19 protein-coding genes and 1 pseudogene are annotated in these 15,119 nt (G+C 58.9%); 14 read left to right on the forward strand and 6 right to left on the reverse strand.

Features of this window, described 5'->3' with window-relative positions; translation table 11 throughout:
• From ACIP8I_RS05210 to ACIP8I_RS05235, 6 genes and pseudogenes are all read left to right on the forward strand, one after another.
• Window positions 1–137: pseudogene (locus tag ACIP8I_RS05210) on the forward strand (arginase family protein); the annotation flags it as partial.
• Window positions 138–147: 10 nt separating this feature from the next.
• Window positions 148–570: a nuclear transport factor 2 family protein gene (locus ACIP8I_RS05215; protein WP_095138602.1), complete on the forward strand. Its 423-nt coding sequence runs from the start codon at window positions 148–150 to the stop codon at window positions 568–570.
• A gap of 56 nt (window positions 571–626) precedes the next feature.
• Window positions 627–2,138: a purine-cytosine permease family protein gene (locus ACIP8I_RS05220; protein ID WP_400759258.1), complete on the forward strand. Its 1,512-nt coding sequence runs from the start codon at window positions 627–629 to the stop codon at window positions 2,136–2,138.
• A 185-nt stretch (window positions 2,139–2,323) separates the two neighbouring features.
• Window positions 2,324–3,703, forward strand: coding sequence for a sodium:solute symporter (locus ACIP8I_RS05225; protein ID WP_047598203.1), 1,380 nt, complete (start codon window positions 2,324–2,326; stop codon window positions 3,701–3,703).
• Window positions 3,704–3,788: 85 nt separating this feature from the next.
• Window positions 3,789–4,514, forward strand: coding sequence for an MBL fold metallo-hydrolase (locus ACIP8I_RS05230; RefSeq protein ID WP_400759260.1), 726 nt, complete (start codon window positions 3,789–3,791; stop codon window positions 4,512–4,514).
• Window positions 4,515–4,556: 42 nt separating this feature from the next.
• On the forward strand, window positions 4,557–4,805 hold the full coding sequence (locus ACIP8I_RS05235; protein ID WP_400759262.1) for an acyl carrier protein: 249 nt from the start codon (window positions 4,557–4,559) through the stop codon (window positions 4,803–4,805).
• A 203-nt stretch (window positions 4,806–5,008) separates the two neighbouring features.
• On the opposite strand, the gene ACIP8I_RS05240 is transcribed toward ACIP8I_RS05235, so the two are convergent.
• Window positions 5,009–5,137 carry a PA1414 family protein gene (locus ACIP8I_RS05240; RefSeq protein ID WP_007914492.1) on the reverse strand — a complete coding sequence of 43 codons (129 nt, stop codon included), beginning with the start codon at window positions 5,135–5,137 and terminating at the stop codon, window positions 5,009–5,011.
• A 142-nt stretch (window positions 5,138–5,279) separates the two neighbouring features.
• Window positions 5,280–6,173 (reverse strand): putrescine utilization regulator PtrR, encoded by an 894-nt coding sequence (locus tag ACIP8I_RS05245; RefSeq protein WP_108589373.1) that lies wholly within the window; start codon window positions 6,171–6,173, stop codon window positions 5,280–5,282.
• Between the two features lie 104 nt (window positions 6,174–6,277).
• Here ACIP8I_RS05245 and ACIP8I_RS05250 point away from each other — a divergent pair, with 104 nt between their 5' ends.
• Window positions 6,278–7,459, forward strand: a complete 1,182-nt coding sequence (locus ACIP8I_RS05250) for an MFS transporter (protein WP_400759266.1) — start codon at window positions 6,278–6,280, stop codon at window positions 7,457–7,459.
• Here the strand turns inward: ACIP8I_RS05250 and ACIP8I_RS05255 are convergent.
• The 3 genes from ACIP8I_RS05255 to ACIP8I_RS05265 all read right to left on the reverse strand — a co-directional run bounded on the left by ACIP8I_RS05255 (window position 7,404) and on the right by ACIP8I_RS05265 (window position 9,948).
• Window positions 7,404–8,336 carry a DMT family transporter gene (locus ACIP8I_RS05255; protein ID WP_400759269.1) on the reverse strand — a complete coding sequence of 311 codons (933 nt, stop codon included), beginning with the start codon at window positions 8,334–8,336 and terminating at the stop codon, window positions 7,404–7,406. The two genes, ACIP8I_RS05250 and ACIP8I_RS05255, sit on opposite strands and share 56 nt — an antisense overlap.
• 267 nt (window positions 8,337–8,603) lie before the next feature.
• A complete protein-coding gene (locus ACIP8I_RS05260) occupies window positions 8,604–9,008 on the reverse strand; it encodes a DUF2177 family protein (RefSeq protein WP_400759271.1) in 405 nt (134 codons plus the stop codon).
• Between the two features lie 103 nt (window positions 9,009–9,111).
• Window positions 9,112–9,948, reverse strand: a complete 837-nt coding sequence (locus tag ACIP8I_RS05265) for a S1 RNA-binding domain-containing protein (RefSeq protein WP_400759274.1) — start codon at window positions 9,946–9,948, stop codon at window positions 9,112–9,114.
• A gap of 351 nt (window positions 9,949–10,299) precedes the next feature.
• Between ACIP8I_RS05265 and ACIP8I_RS05270 the strand changes: the two genes are divergently transcribed.
• The 3 genes from ACIP8I_RS05270 to ACIP8I_RS05280 all read left to right on the forward strand — a co-directional run bounded on the left by ACIP8I_RS05270 (window position 10,300) and on the right by ACIP8I_RS05280 (window position 12,352).
• Window positions 10,300–10,488 carry a hypothetical protein gene (locus ACIP8I_RS05270; protein ID WP_016985943.1) on the forward strand — a complete coding sequence of 63 codons (189 nt, stop codon included), beginning with the start codon at window positions 10,300–10,302 and terminating at the stop codon, window positions 10,486–10,488.
• A 206-nt stretch (window positions 10,489–10,694) separates the two neighbouring features.
• Window positions 10,695–11,411, forward strand: coding sequence for a TorF family putative porin (locus ACIP8I_RS05275; RefSeq protein ID WP_367083727.1), 717 nt, complete (start codon window positions 10,695–10,697; stop codon window positions 11,409–11,411).
• A 71-nt stretch (window positions 11,412–11,482) separates the two neighbouring features.
• Window positions 11,483–12,352 carry a DUF6279 family lipoprotein gene (locus ACIP8I_RS05280; RefSeq protein ID WP_400759276.1) on the forward strand — a complete coding sequence of 290 codons (870 nt, stop codon included), beginning with the start codon at window positions 11,483–11,485 and terminating at the stop codon, window positions 12,350–12,352.
• Window positions 12,353–12,430: 78 nt separating this feature from the next.
• On the opposite strand, the gene ACIP8I_RS05285 is transcribed toward ACIP8I_RS05280, so the two are convergent.
• Window positions 12,431–12,823 carry a hypothetical protein gene (locus tag ACIP8I_RS05285; RefSeq protein WP_007962546.1) on the reverse strand — a complete coding sequence of 131 codons (393 nt, stop codon included), beginning with the start codon at window positions 12,821–12,823 and terminating at the stop codon, window positions 12,431–12,433.
• A gap of 176 nt (window positions 12,824–12,999) precedes the next feature.
• Here ACIP8I_RS05285 and ACIP8I_RS05290 point away from each other — a divergent pair, with 176 nt between their 5' ends.
• The 4 genes from ACIP8I_RS05290 (at window position 13,000) to ACIP8I_RS05305 (ending at window position 15,103) form a co-directional block, all read left to right on the forward strand.
• The gene (locus tag ACIP8I_RS05290; RefSeq protein ID WP_400759279.1) at window positions 13,000–13,734 is read left to right on the forward strand and encodes a DUF899 domain-containing protein; all 735 of its coding nucleotides are present in this window, start codon (window positions 13,000–13,002) and stop codon (window positions 13,732–13,734) included.
• Between the two features lie 204 nt (window positions 13,735–13,938).
• A complete protein-coding gene (locus ACIP8I_RS05295; protein ID WP_152546099.1) occupies window positions 13,939–14,109 on the forward strand; it encodes a YhfG family protein in 171 nt (56 codons plus the stop codon).
• Between the two features lie 56 nt (window positions 14,110–14,165).
• Window positions 14,166–14,717, forward strand: a complete 552-nt coding sequence (locus tag ACIP8I_RS05300; RefSeq protein ID WP_400759281.1) for a Fic/DOC family protein — start codon at window positions 14,166–14,168, stop codon at window positions 14,715–14,717.
• A gap of 110 nt (window positions 14,718–14,827) precedes the next feature.
• The gene (locus ACIP8I_RS05305) at window positions 14,828–15,103 is read left to right on the forward strand and encodes a hypothetical protein (protein ID WP_400759283.1); all 276 of its coding nucleotides are present in this window, start codon (window positions 14,828–14,830) and stop codon (window positions 15,101–15,103) included.
• Window positions 15,104–15,119 lie beyond the last annotated feature (16 nt).

A 15,119-nucleotide genomic window follows, 5' to 3' on the forward strand; every position in this document is an offset into this window, starting at 1 on the left:
GCCAGGGCCTCGACCTGATCGGCTGCGATCTGGTAGAAGTCTCGCCCGCCTACGACACCACCGGCAACACCTCGCTGCTGGCTGCCAACCTGCTGTACGAAATGCTCTGCGTACTGCCGGGCGTGGTCCACCGCTGAGGGTTCGGCCATGAACGAACGTGATCAGGTGTTGCAAGCGGCTGCCGATCTGGTGTCCGCCTTCGCTCGCAACGATCGCGAAGCTTATTTCGGCGCGTTCAGCGCCGATGCAAGTTTCGTGTTTTACACCCTCGAACAGCCGCTGCTGTCGCGCGATGCCTATCAGGCCTTGTGGGACAGCTGGCGCGCCGAGGATGGCTTTGAAGTGCTGTCGTGCACTTCGAGCAACGCCTTCGTCAGCCTGCAAGGTGACGTGGCGGTGTTTATCCATGACGTGGCCACCGAGCTGCGCATGCAAGGGGAGCAACATTTCAGCCAGGAGCGCGAGACGATTGTTTTCAGGAAACAAGCGTCGAGCCTAGAACAACAAGGCCATTGGCTGGCCTGCCACGAACATTTGTCCGCAATGCCGGAAGGGCTGCCATCCCCTTAGCCAAACAGGTGACGCCTCACACACGATGAGGCGCGCCTTTATGATCGGAGCAGATCATGAATAACAACAACAACGACCAAAGCCTTACGCAAATTGAAACCCACGGGGTCGAGCAGATCCCGGACCACGAACGCACCGCAGGCCCGACGGACTTGTTCCGGATGATCTTCGGTGGTTCCAATACCTTTGCCACCGCCGTGCTCGGCAGTTTCCCGGTGCTGTTCGGCCTGTCGTTTCAGGCCGGTGTCTGGGCGATTGTGCTGGGCGTGCTGCTCGGCTCGCTGATCCTCGCACCGATGGGCCTGTTCGGCCCGATCAACGGCACCAACAATGCCGTGTCCTCGGGTGCCCACTTCGGCGTGCACGGGCGGATCGTCGGCTCGTTCCTGTCGCTGTTGACCGCCATCGCGTTTTTCTCGCTCTCGGTGTGGAGTTCGGGGGATGCGTTGATCGGTGGGGCGAAACGCCTGATCGGTCTGCCGGAAACCGACCTGACCCTGGGCCTGGCCTACGGTCTGTTCGCGATTCTGGTACTCACCGTGTGCATCTACGGCTTCCGCTTTCTGCTGTGGGTGAACAAGATCGCGGTGTGGAGCGCCAGCCTGTTGTTCCTGCTGGGCATCTTCGCCTTCGCCGGTCCTTTCGATGTGAACTACGCCGGCACGGTGAACCTCGGTCAACCGGGCTTCTGGGCGGCGTTCATCGGCGCGGCGCTGGTGGCGATGAGCAACCCGATTTCCTTCGGCGCGTTCCTCGGCGACTGGTCGCGCTACATTCCGCGTGACACGTCCAAGCAGCGGATCATGGCTGCGGTGGTGCTGTCGCAGATCGCCACGTTCATCCCGTTCCTGTTCGGCCTGACCACCGCGACCATCGTCGCGATCAAGGCGCCGGACTACATCGCGGCGAACAACTATGTGGGCGGCCTGCTGGCGGTATCGCCGAGCTGGTTCTTCCTGCCGGTGTGCCTGATTGCGGTGATCGGCGGCATGTCCACCGGCACCACCTCGCTGTATGGCACCGGGCTGGACATGTCCAGCGTGTTCCCACGGGTGCTGTCACGCGTGAAAGCCACGCTGCTGATCGGCGTGCTGTCGATTGCCTTCATCTTCATCGGGCGCTTCGCGGCGAACCTGGTGCAAAGCGTGTCGACCTTCGCCGTGCTGATCATCACCTGCACCACCCCGTGGATGGTGATCATGATCATCGGCCTCTTGATGCGTCGCGGCTTCTACTGCCCGGATGACCTGCAGGTGTTCACTCGCGGCGAGCAAGGCGGACGCTACTGGTTCAACCACGGCTGGAACTGGCGTGGCCTGGGCGCATGGATCCCGAGCGCGGCGGTCGGCCTGTGCTTCGTCAATCTGCCGGGACAGTTCGTCGGCCCGCTGGGTGAGTTGGCCGGTGGTATCGACATCAGCCTGCCGGTGACCCTGGGCCTGGCGTCGGTGGTGTACCTGACACTGCTGAGCCTGTTCCCGGAACCGCGGGAGGTGTTTGGACCGCAGGATGCGCGCAGCCAAGGCGCGAAGTCGCCAGCTAAATCGGCACTGCGCCAGGCGGCCTGATTCACCCAAAAAATTTGAAGGATTGGAGTTCTTGTGGCGAGGGAGCTTGCTCCCGCTCGACTGCGCAGCAGTCGCAATGAAGCTGTTGGGGCCGCTTCGCAGCCCAGCGGGAGCAAGCTCCCTCGCCACAGAGAGGCATTCGATTCAGCGTTCCACATAAAAAAGACAATCGGAGACACGCCATCATGGCTTTGGATTTATTCGTCGTCCTCATCTACGCCGCCGGCATGCTGTTGCTCGGCTACTACGGCATGCGCAAGGCCAAGACCAACGAGGACTTTCTGGTCGCCGGGCGGAACCTGGGCCCGAGCCTGTACATGGGCACCATGGCCGCGACCGTGCTCGGTGGTGCGTCCACCGTCGGCACCGTGCGTCTGGGCTACGTGCATGGCATTTCCGGCTTCTGGCTGTGTGCGGCACTGGGTTGCGGCATCGTCGCGCTGAACCTGTTCCTCGCCAAACCGCTGCTGAAACTGAAGATCTACACCGTTACCCAGGTGCTGGAAAAACGCTATAACCCGATGGCCCGCTCGGCGAGCGCGGCGATCATGCTGGCCTACGCGCTGATGATCGGCGTGACCTCGATCCTCGCCATCGGCACCGTGCTGCAAGTGCTGTTCGGCCTGCCGTTCTGGATCTCGGTATTGCTCGGTGGTGGCGTGGTGGTGATCTACTCGGCGATCGGCGGCATGTGGTCGCTGACCCTGACCGACATCGTGCAGTTCATCATCAAGACCGTGGGCCTGATGTTCATCCTGTTGCCGATCTGCCTGTACCGCGTCGGCGGCTGGGACGAACTGGTGCTGAAGCTGCCGGCAGCGGCGTTCAACTTCACCACCATCGGCTGGGACACGATCATCACCTACTTCATGATCTACTTCTTCGGCATCCTGATCGGTCAGGACATCTGGCAACGGGTGTTCACCGTCAAGACCGCCAAAGTCGCCCAGTACGCCGGCAGCATCGCCGGTATTTACTGCATCCTCTACGGTCTGGCTTGCGCGCTGATCGGCATGGCCGCTCACGTACTGATCCCGGATCTGGACAACGTCAACAACGCCTTCGCCGCCATCGTCAAACTGTCGCTGCCGGACGGCATCCGTGGCCTGGTGATCGCTGCTGCTCTGGCCGCGATGATGTCCACCGCCAGCGCCGGTCTGCTGGCAGCGGCCACCACCCTGACTGAAGACCTGCTGCCGAAATTGCGCGGCGGCAAACAGTCGAGTCTGGCGATCAACCGCCTGTTCACCCTGCTGACCGGTGTGGTGGTACTGGGCATCGCGCTGGTGGTGAATGACGTGATCAGCGCCCTGACCCTGGCGTACAACCTGTTGGTGGGCGGCATGCTGATTCCGCTGATCGGTGCGATTTTCTGGAAACGCGCGACCACCGCCGGCGCCATCGCCAGCATGGGCCTGGGTTTCGCCACCGCGCTGCTGTTCATGTTCAAGGACGGTCTCGACGCCAACACCCCGATCTACTACAGCCTTGCGGTAGGTCTGGTGAGTTTTGTGGTGGTCAGCCTGGTCTCCCCTCGCCCGGCGACGGTGGCGAGCGCGATCTAAGCTCTGATGTAACGACTTGATGCTTTCTTCGACGGGTGTGGCGTCGGTTGCCACACCCGTTTTTTTCGTCTGGAGAAAATGATTGATGAAGATTGTTTCTCGCGATCAATGGTTCGACGTTTTGAGCTTGAGCGATGGCATCCGGTTGATCCACGAGCCGTACATCCGCCCGTTCTACCGCTGCAACCTCTGGCACATCCAGGGCCGCAACAAGGATCTGCTGCTCGACAGCGGCTCGGGGCTGGTCAGCCTGCGCGAACAGCTGCCGTGGCTCACCGAACGGCCGCTGGTGGCCGTCGCCAGCCACTGCCACTTTGATCACATCGCCGGGCATCACGAATTCGCCGAACGCCTGGTACATCGCGCCGAGGCCGACATTCTTGCCGCGCCGGATGGTGATAATGACCTGAGCCGGGCCTTCGTCGGCGACGACATGTTCGAGGCGCACCCGGACTGCCCGCTGTGCTACGCCGAATACCGGGTCAAGGCCGCGCCGGCCACCGGGTTTGTCGAGGATGGCGACGTGCTGGATCTGGGCAATCGCACCTTGCAGGTGCTGCACACGCCGGGGCATTCGCCGGGCGGGATCAGCCTGTATGAAGCGGCGACCGAAACGTTGTTCAGCGGCGACATCATTTACGACGGGCCGTTGATCGAGGACGCCTACCACTCCAATCTGCAGGATTACGCCGCCAGTCTGCGGCGCTTGCAGGCGCTACCGATCCGCACGGTGCATGGCGGACATTTCGGCAGTTTTTCCGGCGAGCATCTGCGCTCGATGATTGACGAATGGCTGCGCGGGCACGCTTGAGGCCTGCTGTAATCAGTCAAAACAACAACGAAACTGTCTGCCATGAGAAGAGCTGCCGTGCGTGCCGCCGTGCATCGGTTCATCAAGCGCCTGCTGGAAAATCGCGACTTCAACGACAACACCAGTCTGGTGCAACTGGGGCTGGAGAAAGCGGATATCGAGGATCTGATCTTCCACCTGGAAGATGAATTCGGACTGACGGCATTCACTGCCGAAGAGGATCACATGCTCAAGACCGCGAAGACTGCGAATGACTTGAGCCAGTTTTTGCTGGAGATTGGACGGCATTGAGAGGGTTTGCCAAATACAACCATTAGGGTGAGCTGAAACCCTGTGGCGAGGGAGCTTGCTCCCGCTGGGCTGCGAAGCAGCCCCAAAACCATTCAGCCCGGTTGTGCCAGACGGACCTTGTTCGGTGACCTTACGACTGCTGCGCAGCCGGGCGGGAGCAAGCTCCCTCGCCACAACAAGCGTCACTCACTTGTGAGTCGTGCTTACCGGCGCCGTTGTTGACGCCGGCGCTGTTCGTCATCGGTGCGGATCGGTACGGGTTGCAGAGGCGGTTCGATCAAGCCGAGGGCAACACCCAAATCGTGCAGCCAGTTCTGAATTTTCTCTTTCATCGTCATGCCCCCTTCAGGGTAGTGCTGAGCGACCGGAATTCTGAGGCCGCTTCGCACTGATAATAGTCCGAAGTCCTACGCAATGCTCGGCCAAATCCGCAATGATCTGTTACTGAATTGAACAGAATTCGGATCGGTTGGTTCACGCCGTTTGCCGGGTTTCGTTCGCAGCCACGGGATAGAGCGCTTGCTGCTGTTCAATCCAGGCATTGAGGTTGGCCCCGACCATGCCCTTGCGCCACATGAGCCATGTTGTCGCACTGGCAAACGGCTCGGCCAACGGGTGCACCGCGACGCTTTCGCGCCCCGGCAGACTGGCGAGCATCGACTCCGACATCAGCGCCACACCGCTGCCGGCAATCACGCAAGCCAGCATGCCCTGATACGACTCGATCTCCATCGCCCGGCCCATCGCCGCCTGATAGTGGACGAACCACGCCTCCAGCCGTGCGCGATAGGCGCAGCCATGACGGAAGGTGAACACCGCCCTGCCCTCGACCTCTTTGGCGCTGCGGATCGGCGGGTGATCGGCTTCGCTGATCAGCACCAGACGCTCGTCACACAGCGGCACGCCGTCGATCCCGGCCAGTTGCGGCGGACCGTCCACCAACGCCGCATCGAGACGCCCGGAGACCAGGCCTTCGAGCAATTCGCCGCTGGGTCCGGACTGCACCTGCAGATTCACCGCCGGGTATTGCTTGTGATAGCGCGCGAGCAACGCCGGCAAGTGGATTGCTGCGGTGCTGTACAACGTGCCGAGGACGAAATCCCCCGCTGGTTGCCCGCCCATCACTGCCGCACTGGCCTGATCACGCAGGGCAAACAGCTTGCCGGTGTAGTCCAGCAGGACTTTTCCCGCAGGCGATAACTGCAAACGCTGACGCTCACGGACGAACAGTTCGACGCCCAATTGCTCTTCCAACTGCTTGAGCCGGGTCGACAGGTTGGACGGCACCCGGTGCAGGCGTTCTGCAGCGCGGGTGATCGAACCTTCCTCGGCGACTGCCTGAAAGATCCGCAATTGGCTGAACTCCACGAGCCTTCTCCATAACAGAACAAGTTGCTCACTATTATTCAATTTTAAAGAAAGTCAATCGCTTCTAGCCTGACGGTCATTGCTCGTTCAAAGGAATCCCGACCATGTCGCCACTGATTCGCTTATCCGCCTGCTTCGTCGCCCTGATGATGGCCATGGGCATCGGGCGTTTCGCCCTCACGCCACAACTGCCGCACCTGCTCAGCGAGGGCCAGGTAGACCTTACCGCCGCGGGTCTGATTGCCGCGGCCAACTACCTCGGCTACCTGCTGGGTGCAGTGGACGCGATGTTCGCCCACCGTCCGCAGCAAGTGCAGCGCCGTTTGCATGGCGGTTTGTGGCTGTGCGTGCTGCTGACCCTGGCGTCGTTCTGGGCTAACGGTTTCTGGGCGCATTTGCTGTTGCGCTTCGGCACCGGGGTGGCGAGTGCCTGGGTGCTGGTGATGATTACCGCGCTGAGTCAGCCACTGGCAGCGGCAGCGGGTCGGCCACGCTTGGGGGCGCTGGTATTCGCCGGTCCGGGGCTGGGGATTTTTCTGACCGGGTTGCTGGCACTGTTCTCACATCTGCTGAACCAGACTTCCGCCACGCTGTGGCTGATCTATGCCGCCGTGGCGCTGGTGATGTTGCTCGCCATCGTGCGAATCCTGCCGCAACCGGGTGTGCACACGCCGGTCGCCACGCTCAATGTCAGCCATTCGAATCGCGGCATCCCGCGACTGGCAGTGGTGTATGCGCTGTATGGCGTGGGTTACATCATCCCCGCCACGTTTCTTTCGCAAATGGCCAACGCGCAGTTTCACGGGCAATGGCAGGCTGATCTGTTCTGGCCGTGCTTCGGCCTCGGCGCGGCGATTGGCGTGCTGCTGGTGAGTCTGCGTCGCCACGATCCGAACACTACGCGTCACTGGCTGACGGCCACACTGTGGCTGCAGGCGCTGGGAGTCTTTGCGTGCTTGTTGGGCAGCGGTTATGGCCTGGCGCTGGGGGTGATGTTGTGCGGCATGCCGTTCCTCGCTTGCATGCAACTGGTGATGCAACGTTCGCGAGAACTGGCGCCCCACACCACCCAGCGCAACGCCGGGCTGCTGACCGCATGCTTTGCGGTCGGCCAGCTCAGCGGCCCATTACTCGCGGCGCTGAGCAGCCATTTCAGCGGCGGCTTGCAACCGGCGCTGATCATCGCCGGCAGCGGTCTGCTGATTGCCGGCGGGCTGGCGCTGCAATCGGTCAGCGCTGGCCGAGGGCTCTGCGCAAACGCCGACGCACCCACTGCTCAGCGCTGACAAAGGTGATGCCGAGCAACACCAACACCGCGCCGATGACGAAGTTCACGCTCAATTCTTCACCGAGCAGGACCACGCCGAACGTGACGCCGAACAACGGGGTCATGAACGAAAACACCGCCAGATTGGCCGCCAGATAGCGGCGCAGCAGCCAGAACCACGTCAGGTAACTGAAGAACGACACCACCAGGCCCTGGAACAACACGCTGGCCACCGCCACGGTGGTCAGGCTGACGTGGCTGATCTGGCCGCTGAACAACGCGATCAACAACAGCCCGACGAAGCCGACGATCAACTGATAGAACAGGGTCAAGGTTACCGGCGCTTCCGATAGCCGCGAAGCACGCACCACCACGGTGGTCGCGCCCCAGCAGGCGCCGGCAATGACCCCGAACGCATCGCCCAACAGCATGCGCCGGTCGAGGTTGTCCCACGACAGACCGCCAGCGAAGGCTATCGCGATGCCGACGAACGCGAGCAGAATCCCCAGCCACTGCAGCGGGCGCAGGCGCTCACTGGCCAGCAGGAAATGCACGCCCAGCGCGGTGAAAATCGGTGCGGTGTAAAGGAACACCGACATGTGCGCGGCGGTGGTCAGTTGCAGGCCTTCGGCGATGAAGAAGAACTCCAGGCCAAACAGCGCACCGGCCAGCAGGCCGCCGCGCCAGGTGTTGCCGACCTGATCCCAGCCACCCTTCCAGCACAGCAGCAGGCCCACCAGTAACGCGGAAATCCCCGAGCGCCCGGCGGCCTGCATCACCGGCGCGATGTCCGGCGCGGCCCACTTGATCATCACTTGCTGCACGCCCCAGATCAGGCACAGGCCGATCATCACCTGCAAGGCAAACCCATCGGCATTGCGCCGCTCGACACTCACCGCAACACCTCGAACACACACAACATGGCAGCCATCCACTGGTCGAAAATCTGTGTCGGGGATTATCAATCACTCGGGCAAAAAAAGCCGTCTGAAAAAGACGTTGTCTGCGTCAGGAACGTCAGCAGTGAATGGCCGTCGGCTGCGCCGCCATTCGCTGGCAAGCCAGCTCCCACAATGACCGGTTTGCTCATTGACTCTTTGTTCGACACAAAACTCTGTGGGAGTCTGGCTTGCCAGCGATGGCGTCAGTTTGAACAACGCAGATCAGGGTGGTGAACTCAGTAGTCGTTTCGTCACCAAAAATCCGACCGAGCAGGCAACAGCCGTCGCAAAGCCCCCCCACGCCCAATCCATCAAACTCACCTGCACCGACCACCCGCGCAATGTCGCCCAATTGGTCAGGTCATACGTGCCATACGCCACCAGCCCCAACAATGCGCCCATCTTTGCCGCCCGTTGCCAGCTCAGCGCCGGCAACACCACAAACTGCACGCAACCAAAAACGTACAGGCAATAAAAAACCGCTGCCGGAACCAGCAGCGGTTTTTCGAGCATCAGTGAACCGAGCAGCTCGCGGTAGGTCGGCGCCATCAATATGCCGAGCCAGAGACCGTCGAGCAACAGAAACGCCAGCAAGGTGGCGCCATAGGCAATCAACGCATTTTTCATCTGCGAACCCTCATGTAGGAGCTGCCGCAGGCTGCGATCTGTTGATCTTCAAAAGGCAAAAGATCGCAGCCTGCGGCAGCGCCTACATGGGGCCGGCGGTGGCTCAGGTTAGTTCAATGCGATCGGCGTGAATGACGATCTTGCCTTCCTTGTACAGCGAGCCGATGGCCTTCTTGAAGTTGCCCTTGCTGACCCCGAACAGGCTGCTGATCAGCGCCGGATCACTCTTGTCGCTGACCGCCAGCGTGCCGTTGTTATCGCGCAACTTGCCGAGGATCTTCGAACTCAGGCTGCTCGCCGCCTCCTGACCCACCGGTTGCAGGCTGAGGCTGATCTTGCCATCGGCACGCACTTCCTTGATGAAACCCTTCTCGCGCATGCCGGAACGCATGAACTTGAAGATTTCATTCTTGTGAATCAAGCCCCAGTGCTTGTTGTTGATGATCGCCTTGAAACCCATGTCGGTGGCTTCGGCAACCAGCAAATCGACTTCCTGACCGGCGCTGTAGTTGGCCGGGGTCTTGTCGAGGTAGCGATCCAGGCGCGCAGTCGCGGTGATGCGACGCGTGTGTTTGTCGAGGTAGACGTGCACCACGCAATATTCACCAGCGGTCATCTGGCGCTTTTCTTCGGAATACGGCAGCAACAGATCCTTCGGCAGACCCCAATCGAGGAACACGCCGATGCTGTTGATTTCAACAACTTTCAGACTGGCAAATTCGCCGACCTGAACTTTTGGTTTTTCAGTGGTAGCGAGAAGTTTGTCTTCGCTGTCCAGATAAATAAATACGTTGAGCCAGTCTTCATCTTCGCTGGGAATATCTTTAGGGATATAACGGTTGGGCAAAAGAATTTCGCCGTCGGCACCGCCGTCCAGATATAAACCGAAGTTAGTGTGTTTAACCACTTGCAAACTGTTGTAACGCCCGACTAAAGCCATTTTCCAGAACCCTCATTGCGTGGGCGGCATTCTACCCGGTTTTGCCCGTCTCGTTCGCTGGCTGAACGGCCGTCTCGGAAAAATCGGCGGAACGCCTTGATTTTCCTGTATCTGACGCGACTGGGGCGCCATTCGTCAGACCATCGCAGGCATTGCCACGCCTTTTCACCGCAGACAATCTCACTCGTGGCGAATAAATGTTCGTATTTAAAACAGCAGCTTAGGATGATATTTCGAATAATTGATCGAGAATACTCCACCCAGGCGCCCAGTTATTCCGGGGGATATTTATCAAGCAATTGTCAAGTTATTCCTGTACGATGCCTGGCCGAGTTACTTTTCTACAGGTTAATGGCCGCCATGCGTGTAAAAGCATCCACCAGCAAAGCAAAGCCAGCTCCAGCCGTTGAAACCAGCGAATCGATTAACGATCAGATCGCAGCGTTCCTCAAGTCCGGCGGTGAAATCCAGCAAATTGCCAAAGGCGTCAGCGGCCAGACGTTCGGCCCGTCCAAGCAGATCAGCCTGGGCAAGAAGTAATACCCGGTAATACACCCGTCCTGAGACGCTTTGAGCTTCGAAGCGTCTGGACTGGCACCCGCGCAACAGCCTCCATTCTGTTTAATCAATCTTTGAAAATCGACGAACGGCCATCATTGCCGAGCATTCGCCGGTATCCTTGCACGCGTCTGGATTAAGCGTTTCAGCAGGTTCAAGCCCTGCCCTCGCTGTTCATGGAGTGACGCATGCTCAAATCTTTCCGTTTAGTGCTTGTCGGCCTGCTGGTCTGCTCGTCCGCGCACGCGCAGATTTTCCAGCGCGAACTCGGCGACTTCGACCTCAAACTCGGTACCACGCCCAGCCGCAGCATGGCTCAGGGGCTGGTCAAACCTGCCGCAGTCGGTTCTTTCCACGGTGGCCTCGATCTGAGTCACGACAGCGGCCTGTATGTCGGCCAGTACGCACCGAGCATGGGCCTTACCCCGGGCAAGAATCTGGAAATCGACTCCTACGTCGGCTTCAAACAACCTTTCGATCAGTCGCTCGGCTATGAAGTCGGGATGATCCACTACAGCTACCCCAAAGTGGACACCCTCGACAGCCAGGAACTGTTCGGCGGCCTGACCCTGCTCGGCAGTCGTTTCGGCGTGGCCTTCAGCAACGACCCGGACAAACAGAACAACACGCTGTTCGCCGACCTTGGCGGCAATCAGCCGTTCGGCATCGGGATCAGCATGAAATACACCACCCATCAACTGAACACGCCGGTGTCTGTGGACGGTGGTTACGTCAGCAGTTTTACCGATTGGTCGGTGAAATTTTCCCGGCCATTCATGGGCGTCGACCTCGACCTGATCTATAGCAATTCCAACCTCAGTGGCAGCGATTGCTCGGCTTACTCCGGGCAAAACAGCGAGTGCGACGGCCTGGTCACGCTCAAGGCCGAACGCGCGTTCTATTGATCGGCTGAACTGCCGGGAGCCTCCTGCGTTCACATAGGAATCAGACGTCAGGCTCTCGCAAGGACTCGCTCATGTCTCGCTGGTTCAAGTACATCGCCACCCTGCTGATCCTCACCCTCGCCCTCGGCGCCTGCAGCCGTGTCGGCCTGGCCTACCGCAATCTCGACGTGATCATTCCGTGGACGCTTGGCGACTACCTGGACATGAACGGCGAGCAGAAGGACTGGTTCAACGAACGGCTCAAGGAACACCTGAACTGGCACTGCACCACGCAGTTGCCGGGCTATCTCGACTGGCTGGATCGCTTGCAGGCGATGGTCGAAACCAATCAGGTGACGGACGCGGCGTTGCAAGCGCGAACCGCAGAGGCCAAACAGGCCATCGCTGAAACTGCGCACCAGATCACCCCGTCGGCCGTCGAATTGCTGCAAGGATTGGACGACAAACAAGTTGCCGAGATGAACGACGCGTTCGCCAAGGACCTGCGCAAACGGGAAAAGGAATTCGTCAAACCGCCGCTGGCGCAGCAGATTGCTGAACGCGCTGCACGCATGGACAAGCGCCTGACCGACTGGCTCGGCCCGTTGAGCGTTACTCAGGAACAACGAGTGATGGCCTGGTCAACCGCACTGGGCGATCAGAACACTCAATGGATCGCCAACCGCGCGCATTGGCAGCAGCAGTTCAGTAACGCCGTTGCCCAGCGTAAAAGTCCGGAATTCCCACAGCGAATCGAGACACTTCTGGTCAACCGCGAGCGATTATGGACAGCGGATTACCAGAAGGCCTACGCCAACACCGAAGCGCAGGCGCGTTCGCTGGCGGTGGATCTGATGGCGGAGAGTACGCCGCAGCAGCGTCAGCGGTTGTTGAAGAAGATCGAGGGTGTGCGTAAGGACTTCAATGATTTGAAGTGTCTGAAGGCAGCAAAGCAGGAATAGAAGATCAAAAGATCGCAGCCTTCAGCAGCGCCTACAGGGTTATGTGCAGGCGCTGCCGGAGGCTGCGATCTTTTACTTTCAGGCAATCTGCGCCTTTGAAGCCACTTCATCGAATGTCGCTTCATCCAGCGCATCGTCCTGCTCATCCAGCACCTGCCGTGGATGATCATTGCCGGGAATGCTGCTGTCGATAAGGCTCAACAGGCTCGACCCACGCGGGGTCAGAATGAAATTGTTGCCGGTGCTGCCCATATGATCCGGACGCGGTTCGATAAATCCACGATCAAGCAACAAGCCTTCGTATTCGCAAGCCACCGTTTTCAGGTGATCCAGATTCTCGATCGGCTCACCGGCGCTGGCTTTCGCCGCAGCATAATCCTCGGCATATTTTCGCGGCGCGAAACTTTCGCCTGCACTGTTCTGCACTTCATGCAGCAAACGTTCAATCAAATCCCAGTTATAAGTCGTCATCCTGATTCAACCTCCGGTGCGCGTGATTTGGGGCGCTGTCATAGGTTGTGACCGGTGCCTGTCGCCGCCGTTCAGCCGCATTTCACGCCGCGACCGACCGGCGGTCTGTCGAATTGATCGTGGGTTAAACGACTAGTCTGACAAAGACGGTTTCAACCCCCGCAGGAGAAATCATCATGAACGTCGAGAATCATCCAGTGGTGTCGCGTGAAGAATGGCTCGCCGCGCGCAAACAACATCTGGCCGACGAAAAGGCCTTCACCCGCGAGCGCGATCGCCTTAGCGCCAAACGCCGGGCGTTGCCCTGGGTCAGAGTCGACAAGGACTACCGCTTCCACGGCCCGACCGGCGAACTGAAACTGGCCGACTTGTTCGGCCAACACAGTCAACTGATTGTTTATCACTTCATGTTCGCCAAGGACTGGAAGGAAGGCTGCCAGGGCTGCTCGTTCCTGTCCGACCACATCGACGGCGCGAACCAGCATCTGGCGCATCACGATATTGCGGTGGTGGCGGTCTCCCACGCACCGTTCGAACAGTTTCAGGCCTTCAGGCAGCGCATGGGCTGGAAATTCGACTGGGTGTCGTCAGACGGTTCCGATTTCAACTACGACTTTGGTGTTTGCGCCAGAGCCGAGGACGCCGAAGCCGGAAAGGCTACCTACAACTACGAAAAGACTGACGGCGCCGAGGAAGAAATGCCGGGGCTGAGTGTTTTCTATCGAAATGCGAAGGGCGACATATTCCATACCTACTCAACCTACGCCCGAGGTCTGGACATGCTGGTCGGCGCCTACAATTACCTCGACCTCACCCCCAAGGGCAGGAATGAGGACGACATCATGGAGTGGGTGCGGCACCATGATCGGTATGATGGAGGAACGAAGTCCATCTGCTGCCATAGTGATTGATATAAGTTTCTCGCCGATGTGGGCAGCTGAATTTTCGCCAGCTACATCAACCCTTTACCGCAGTCGGACCAGCAGCAAATCGAATCATTCGAGCGTTTCAGATACCGACAAGTGGACACAACAGTTTTTCTGAATGTGCGATGCTAGCGACTCCGAAGGCTTCGGCCCGCTATAATAACTGCAGACTGTCAGTAAGGTGCCAATATGGAAAAGCTCAGTTTGCAAGCCAAAAAAGTATGGTTTGCCAAGTACCGAAAAGGCAATTTCGCAGCGAGTTTGCGCTTGGAAGGTTTTGTACCATCGCCTTGTGAGGGTGATATCAAGCTGCCCACCAGAGACGCAGCCTTGAGGGCTGTGCGGCACGTGAAAGCTTGAGCACTGACAAGTACGGTACTGACCAGGCTCCGGATTGTTACCCCGGAACTGACGTTTTGATCAATTTGCTCAACCTGCAAAACGCGCAAGACCTTGATGAAGCCGAACGCTATATCAACGAGGTAGCCGCTGAAACCCTCGATTTCATCCTGCCTCCTTACAGTCTTGCAACGTTGAAACAAATCCATCGCACCCTGTTTGAACGAGTTTATTCTTGGGCAGGTGAAATTCGATCACTGGCAATTAGCAAAGGAACCACTCGATTCTGCAGCCCGGAGTTCATTGAGCGAGAGGTAGCGAAGGAATTTGAAAGGATCGAGGCTGCGAACTGGTTCGAAGGATACCGCCGCGATCAACTGGTGGTATCCGTTGCCGAGTCCTATGGGACACTCAACGTAGCCCATCCATTCAGGGAAGGTAATGGTCGAACTCAGCGCATTTTGTTCGAATACATTATCGTCAATGCGGGCTATTCAATTGACTGGAGTTCGATTGGCCGACAGGAATGGATAGACGCGTGCATTCATTCTTTCTACTCAAGTGACCAACCTCTTGCCGACATTTTTGATCGTTGCGTAGGTACTTCGCTGGTTGAATTGGACTACTGAGCGAGTATTTGGTGAGCAAGCCGGCGTGCAAAGGCAATCTTCACTGAACTTTTCCAGAATGTCCCCCTCCACCGGTTAACCCGCCTTAACCGGAACGGAGGCCCGCCCCCATGAAAACCCTGCTCAAGCTCACCCTCGCTGCCACCCTCGCCTGCGCCCTGCCTGTCTGGGCCTGCACACCAGAAGAGGCCACCGCCAAACGTGAACAACTGGCCAAGGAAGTGGCCAAGCTCACCGAACAGAATCCGGCCAAGGCCAAGGAGATCAATGCCGAGTTGCAGAAAATGGACCTGGGGTCGGCCAGCGCCGATCTGCCGGACAAGTGCCAGTTGATTGATCAGCGCTTGAAGGAATTGGGGACGGCTGAGAAAAAAGCCGAGGGTTAAAAGCAAGATCAAAAGA

This window comes from Pseudomonas sp. NPDC088414, assembly GCF_044753325.1.
In the GTDB taxonomy this organism is placed as follows: domain Bacteria; phylum Pseudomonadota; class Gammaproteobacteria; order Pseudomonadales; family Pseudomonadaceae; genus Aquipseudomonas.